The sequence below is a fragment of the Methylobacterium fujisawaense genome (assembly GCF_039619325.1).
In the GTDB taxonomy this organism is placed as follows: Bacteria; Pseudomonadota; Alphaproteobacteria; order Rhizobiales; family Beijerinckiaceae; genus Methylobacterium; species Methylobacterium fujisawaense.
In genome coordinates, this window is the sequence record NZ_CP155000.1 from 4,610,952 (window position 1) to 4,617,500 (window position 6,549).

The 6,549-nt window shown below is 70.5% G+C and carries 6 protein-coding genes (1 of these 6 cut by a window edge); 4 read left to right on the plus strand and 2 right to left on the minus strand.

What is annotated here, in order from left to right; genetic code table 11:
• Nucleotides 1–10 precede the first annotated feature (10 nt).
• The 3 genes from ABC766_RS21880 (at nt 11) to ABC766_RS21890 (ending at nt 4,339) form a co-directional block, all read left to right on the plus strand.
• The gene (locus ABC766_RS21880) at nt 11–685 is read left to right on the plus strand and encodes a hypothetical protein (RefSeq protein ID WP_278305879.1); all 675 of its coding nucleotides are present in this window, start codon (nt 11–13) and stop codon (nt 683–685) included.
• 97 nt (nt 686–782) lie between these two features.
• Nucleotides 783–2,720: a glycosyltransferase family 2 protein gene (locus ABC766_RS21885; protein WP_342143159.1), complete on the plus strand. Its 1,938-nt coding sequence runs from the start codon at nt 783–785 to the stop codon at nt 2,718–2,720.
• Nucleotides 2,717–4,339 carry a glycosyltransferase gene (locus tag ABC766_RS21890; protein WP_345819473.1) on the plus strand — a complete coding sequence of 541 codons (1,623 nt, stop codon included), beginning with the start codon at nt 2,717–2,719 and terminating at the stop codon, nt 4,337–4,339. The genes ABC766_RS21885 and ABC766_RS21890 overlap by 4 nt, the downstream gene beginning before the upstream one ends.
• A gap of 1 nt (nt 4,340) precedes the next feature.
• On the opposite strand, the gene purC is transcribed toward ABC766_RS21890, so the two are convergent.
• Nucleotides 4,341–5,135 carry a phosphoribosylaminoimidazolesuccinocarboxamide synthase gene (purC, locus tag ABC766_RS21895; protein ID WP_043350657.1) on the minus strand — a complete coding sequence of 265 codons (795 nt, stop codon included), beginning with the start codon at nt 5,133–5,135 and terminating at the stop codon, nt 4,341–4,343.
• 230 nt (nt 5,136–5,365) lie between these two features.
• On the minus strand, nt 5,366–6,046 hold the full coding sequence (gene nth / locus ABC766_RS21900) for an endonuclease III (RefSeq protein WP_053610817.1): 681 nt from the start codon (nt 6,044–6,046) through the stop codon (nt 5,366–5,368).
• Between the two features lie 239 nt (nt 6,047–6,285).
• Between nth and ABC766_RS21905 the strand changes: the two genes are divergently transcribed.
• Nucleotides 6,286–6,549, plus strand: the 5' portion of a protein-coding gene (locus ABC766_RS21905; RefSeq protein WP_043387564.1) for a DUF2244 domain-containing protein. The gene runs 258 nt beyond the window's last position; only the first 264 of its 522 coding nucleotides appear in the window; it begins with the start codon at nt 6,286–6,288; the stop codon falls past the right edge of the window.

The following is a 6,549-nucleotide window of genomic DNA, read 5'->3' on the forward strand; positions in this document are numbered from 1 at the left end:
GAGCCGTGCGATGATCGGACTTCAAGACAGGACTCCGACGCGGTCCCCGGGCGCCACCCGGCTGCCGAACGCCCTGCTCCGGCGGGGCGGTCTCGTGCTTGCCCTGTCCCTCGCCGCTGCCGCTCCGTGTCGGGCCGAGGAGGGGAACATCTTCTCCAACCTGTTCAAGTACGGAGGCACGACGGTGCCGCCGTCGCAGCCCGAAACCCTCGATCCGCCCTATTGCCCTCCGGTGGAGGTCGTCGAGGGTGCCGCCGCCTCGCGAACCCTTGCAGGCGATACGGTGCGCACCCAGTACGCCCTCGCTCGGCTTGCCCGCGAATGCACGCGGCGTCAGGACGGCTCGATCACCGTCAAGGTGGGCGCGGAGGTCAACGTCCTGCTCGGGCCGGCCGGCGCGCCGGGCCGGTTCGATGTGCCGGTGACGTTCCAGATCCGCTACAACGGCAAGGTCGTCTCAAGCCGCGCCGAGCGGGTCAGCGTCACGGTCGGACCGGGTGAGGCCCAGGGCTTCGCCACGGTCGTCGCCGATGACCTACAGGTTCCTGCCGCGATGACGGCCGAGTACGACATCGCGGTGGGGGTCGGCGCCGGCAAGGGGGCCGGGAAGGCCGCTGCGAAGCCGCGCCGCCGGAAACCGGCGGTCGCCGCAGCACCCGCCGGCGGAGGCGACGCTGCCCAGTGACGCCGCGGCACGCTTCGGCGATCCGAACCGACTGATTGCGAGGACCGGTCACGGCGAGATCTGGCTCGGCCGGGCGACACGGTTTCGCCTCGAACCGGTGGCCGATCCCGAATACGACCGCCGCCTCGTGCTCCCCGATCATCCTGTCGGCTGGATCGTACTGAGCTACAGCGGCGATCCCGCGGCGCCACCCCGGCGCCCGATCCTCCGCGTCCTGCGGGGTCCGGACGATGCCGTTCAGGATTTCGTCCTGCCGGGCGCCTCTCAGGGACTCGCCCACTGGTTGGGGCTGATCCCCTCGGATGCGCGGGAGATCCGCCTCTCCGCCGGTGCCGACTTCGCTCTGGAGCGGGTCGGTGCCCGGCACGAGGCCGGGGTGCTCGCACAAAGTCTCCTCCGCCGGCCCTGGCGCTGCCTCGCCGCGCTCTACGAGCGCGCCCGCGGCTCGGACCGGCGCTACCGGGACATCCTGCGCGGCACCTGCGCGGTGACGCCGATGGTCCGCTTCCCGTCCTGGGCCGCTGCCCGATCCCGGCCCGCCGGCCTTCCACCCTCCGCGCTGCGGATCGGCTGTCTCCTGCTCGCGCGACCCGGCGAGGCGGCGGTGCTGGGCGCCGCGCGCGACGCGCTGGCCGCGCAGACGCACCGGCCAGAGTGGGTCTCGGTCGCATGGTCGGGCGCGCCGCCTCCATCGGAGGACGGGCCCGTGTCGCACCGTGCCTGGGACGATACTGCCGGCTTCGACGATCTTCTCCGCGATGCGGACGCCCTGTGCCTGCTACGCCCCGGCGACGTCCTGGAGCCCGAGGCCCTGGCGCTGCTGGCCCCCACCCTCTCGGACGCGGACATCGCCTACGGCGACGCGATCGGCCCCGACGGTCGCCCGCAGCTGAAGCCGGACTGGAGTCCGGATCTTGCCCTGGCGACGGGCTATCCGGGATTTCCCCTGCTCCTGTCGAAGACGTGGCTCTCCGCAAGTCCGGGGCGCCCCGTCGGCCCGATGGAGGAGATCGGTTTAGCCATCGCGGCCGCCGCGACGACCCGCGCCGCGCGGGTGGCGCATGTCCCGCGGATTCTCACCCGCACCATCGGCGATGGGCTCGACACGTCCGCCCGGGCGGCAGCCCTCGACGCGCGTCGATCCGGGTGGCCTTCGCTCCGTGCCGAGATCCACGACGGCGCCGTTCACCTGAAATGGCCGCTTCCGGATCCGGCGCCGCCGGTGAGCATCGTGATTCCCTCGCGCGACCGCCTGGACCTGATCACCCGCGTCTGCCGCGGCGTGCTCCACGAGACCGCCTATGCGGCGATCGAGCTGATCATCGTCGACAACGGTTCCACCGATCCCGCGGTGCTCGATCACTACGCAAGCCTGCGCGACGATCCGCGCGTGCGGATCCTCATGGACCCTCAACCCTTCAATTTCGCCGCGATGGTCAATGCCGGCGTCGCCGCGGCGTCGGGCGCGATCGTCGTGCTCCTGAACAACGATGTCGCCGTCCTGGAGCCCGGCTGGCTGGAAGCCATGGTCCGGCAGGCCTGCCGGCCGGATGTCGGCGCCGTCGGGGCAAAGCTTCTCTACGGCGACGGCACACTGCAGCATGCCGGCGTCGTCGTCGGCCTCGGCGGTCGGGCGGGCCATATCCTGCGCCGCCGGCCCGGGGACACGCCGGGCCATCTCGGCCGGCTGCGTGTGGCGCACGAGGTCTCGGCGGTGACGGCCGCCTGCCTTGCCGTCGCGCGCGACAAGTATCTGGCGGTGGGGGGCTTCGACGCCGAGTCCTTCCCGGTCGATTTCAACGACGTGGATTTCTGCCTGCGCCTCGGGGCCGCCGGCTGGAAGACGATCTGGACGCCGGCCGCGACCCTGGCCCATCTCGAATCCGTCAGCCGCGGTCCCTCCGTCGGTGCCAAGCGCACGCGCTTCGAGCAGGAGGCGGCCCGCTTCTCCGAGCGCTGGCGCGCCGTGATCCGGCACGATCCGTTCTACCATCCCGCCCTGTCGGTCACGACCTTCGGCGAGGACTTGGAATGACGCCGTCGGACGGGGCATCGGGCCGTGAAGGCGGCCCGTATCACGGATCGCCGCGCCGCTCCTGGCGCACGCTTTTGGGGACAGCCCGGCAGATCCTCGTTCACCCCCGGGCCGCGGCCGCCATCGTGCGGGCGCGCCTGATGGGGAAGCGCCTGCGGGCCCGGCAAGCGCTCGCGGCCTTGATCGGAATCGACCACCGGCTTTCACTGCCGCCCGCGATTCTCGACCGCTTCCCGCCGGCGCCGGCCGGTCCGGGGGACGCAATCCGTCTGATCGGTGACGGCATCCTCGTGACCGGCGCACCCGAGCGGATCGCCGCCCGCTTCGCCGCGGAGCCCGACCTCCAAGCCCTCTATGGCGATGCCCTCGTGCAGGAGCGGATCGGCGGTGTGGTGGTGCCGCTTCTGCCACCGGTCTTCGACGCCGACCGGCTCGTGGCATTCGATTATCTCGGGCCCGTGTTGGCCTGTCGCGGCAGCGCCCTTGACCCGGCCGCCGCGCCCCGAAGCCCGGCTGAGGCCGCGTTCCGGATTGCCGAGCGCTTCGGTCCGGGCGCGATCGGCCATGTCCCGGAGCTTCTGTCCGTGCGGCGCGCCGGACGTCCGGTCCCGCCGCCGGAAGGCGCGGAGGGCCCCGCGTCCCATCACGCGATCGTGCGGGATCACCTGGACCGAACGGGGCGGTCGGCCGTCCGGGTCGCGGTGGGGCCCGACAGCCTCGTCCAGGTCGAACATCCCCTTCCCGAGACCCGGCCCCTGGCCAGCCTGATCGTGCCGACCCGCGATCGCCTGGATCTCCTGCGCCCCTGTCTCGAAAGCCTGCGGTCTTGCACCGACTGGCCGTCGATCGAGATCCTGGTCTGTGACAACGACAGTCGCGAGCCGGAAACTCTCGCCTTTCTGCGCGCTTTCGAAGGGGAGGGGAGGGGGCATGTCGTGCCCTGTCCCGGGCCGTTCAACTTCGCCGCCATGAACAACGCGGCCGCGGCCCGCGCCCGCGGCCGGCTCTTGGTCTTCGTCAACAACGACGTCGAGGCGTTCCGGCCCGACTGGCTGTCTCTGATGGCCCGTGAGGCCCTCCGACCGGATGTCGGCGCCGTCGGCGCCAAGCTCCTCGACGGCGAGGGACGGATCCAGCACGGCGGCATCGTGCTCGGGACCGGCGGCCTTGTCACTCACGGGCACCGCCACTTCCCGGGGGACGCGTCCGGCTATCTGGCGGCGTTGCGCGTCACGCACGCGGTCTCCGCGGTCACGGCCGCCTGCCTGGCGGTCGAAGCGGACAAGTTCCGGGCGGCCGGCGGCTTCGACGAGGCGGCCTTCGCGGTGGACTTCAACGATGTCGATCTCTGCCTGCGCCTCAACGCGGCCGGCTATCGCACGCTGCTGGTCCCCGGAGCGGTTCTGCACCACCGAGAGGCGGCGAGTCGCCGCTGGACTCCGGAGGCCCGCGCCCGCCACCAGCGCGAGATCGCGGCGCTGAAGAAGCGATGGGGGCCGCTACTGGTGCAGGACCCCCATTATCACCCGGGCTTCGATCCGGACCTCTCGACCCACGCCCGGCTGCGGCCGGGCTTTCCGGAGGCGGGGCCGACGCACCTGCGCCGCCCACCCGCCTGACTTACTGGACGAGGCGCGGGCCGCTGCCCTGGACCTTCTCGTTCTCCGACATGATCCCAAGCCGCTTGGCGACTTCGGTGTAGGCCTCGATCAGGCCGCCGAGATCCTTGCGGAACCGGTCCTTGTCGAGCTTGTCGGAGGACTTGATGTCCCAGAGCCTGCAGGAATCCGGGGAGATCTCGTCAGCGACCACGATGCGCATCATGTCGCCTTCCCAAAGGCGGCCGGTCTCCATCTTGAAGTCGACCAGTCGGATGCCGACGCCGAGGAAGAGGCCCGACAGGAAGTCGTTGACGCGGATCGCCAGCGCCATGATGTCGTCGATCTCCTGGGGCGTCGCCCAACCGAAGGCCGTGATGTGCTCCTCGGAGACCATCGGGTCGTTCAGCGCGTCGTTCTTGTAGTAGAACTCGATGATCGAGCGCGGCAGCTGGGTGCCTTCTTCCAGGCCCAGCCGGGTCGCCAGCGAGCCGGCCGCGACGTTGCGCACCACGACCTCGAGGGGGATGATCTCGACCTCGCGGATCAGCTGCTCGCGCATGTTGAGCCGGCGGATGAAATGCGTCGGCACGCCGATGTCGTTGAGGTGCTGGAAGACGAACTCGGAGATCCGGTTGTTCAGGACGCCCTTGCCGTCGATGACCTCGTGCTTCTTCGCGTTGAAGGCCGTCGCGTCATCCTTGAAGTGCTGAATGAGCGTGCCGGGCTCCGGCCCCTCGTAGAGGACCTTCGCCTTGCCCTCGTAGATGCGACGGCGGCGGTTCATAGGCGTGTACCGTGGTTTGAGGAAGTCCATGGGCCGAGGCTCCTGATGCGCGACGATTGGGAGGAATCCGCGGCGCGGCGACCGGACGCGAGGTCGGGCCGCCGGACGGCCTCTGCCCAAGGGCCCCGGCGACCGGCCGCCAAACTAGCGGAAGCGGGCTTCCAGCACAACGCGTTAGCCTGCAGGGCGGGATTGCGGAGGGCGCTCCGGACGTAGCCGGAACGCGGTTCGCGGTCGCGCCGCCGCCCAGGATCCACCGGTCAGGCGGACGTCTTGGACGGGTAGCGGCAGAGGTCCGCGATGAGGCAGCGCGGGCATTCGGGCTTGCGCGCCTTGCAGGTGTAGCGGCCGTGCAGGATCAGCCAATGATGGGCGTGCCGGCGGTAGGGTTCCGGCACCAGCGCCTCGAGACCGGCCTGGACCTTATCGGTGGTCGAGCCGACGAAGAGGGGGATCCGGTTCGAGACCCGGAAGATATGGGTATCGACGGCGATCCGCGGAACCCCGAAGGCGATATTCAGGACGACGCTCGCGGTCTTGGCGCCGACGCCGGGCAGCACCTGCAGGGCCTCCAGGCTCGCCGGCACCGTGCCACCGTGCTGCTCCACGAGCATGCGCGAGAGGGCGACGACGTTCTTCGCCTTGGTGTTGAACAGCCCGATCGTCCGAACGAAATCGCGGACCCGGTCCTCGCCCAATGCCAGCATGGCCTCGGGTGTGTCGGCGACCGCGAAGAGCGGCCCTGTGGCGAGGTTGACCCCACGGTCCGTCGCCTGGGCCGAGAGCACGACGGCGACCAGAAGGGTGAACGGATTGACGTAGTGGAGCTCGCCCTTCGGCTCCGGCTCCGCCGCGTGGAAGCGGCGGAAGATCTCGGCGAGGGTGGCGACATCGACCGCCTCGGGGGCGGTGTCGCCATGCCCCGAGCGTGCCGTCCCGATCGGACCGCCACGGCGGACCGCGGCCGCGCTCTTCAGCGCGCTCTTCGAGACGACCGGATCCGCTTTCTTGGAAGCGCCCTTGGAAGCGCCCTTGGAAGCGCCCTTGGAAGTGCCCTTGGATGCGCCCTTGGGCGCGGCCCGGGACGGCGCCGTCGCCCGGATTGCGGTATCGCCACCGGAGCGATCCGTCACGGGAGTGGGAGTCTTTCTGGCGGACATCGGCGCGTTATATGGATCGCATGGCGAGCGGCAATCCTTCCGTCCATCCCTATGGGCTCGATCCGGACACGATCGACCGGCCCGTCTTCACCGCGACGATCCGGCCCCATCAATCCTTGAGCCGGCTCGGCTTCCGGGTGGTCATGACGGGCTGCTGCGCGGTCTCGCTCGTCGTCTCGATCTGGGCCTGGCGCATGGGTTTCTGGCCGGTGGCAGGGTTCTTCGGCCTCGACATGCTGGCGATCTACGCGGCCCTGAAAGTCAGCTTCCGCCGCGGTCGCTCC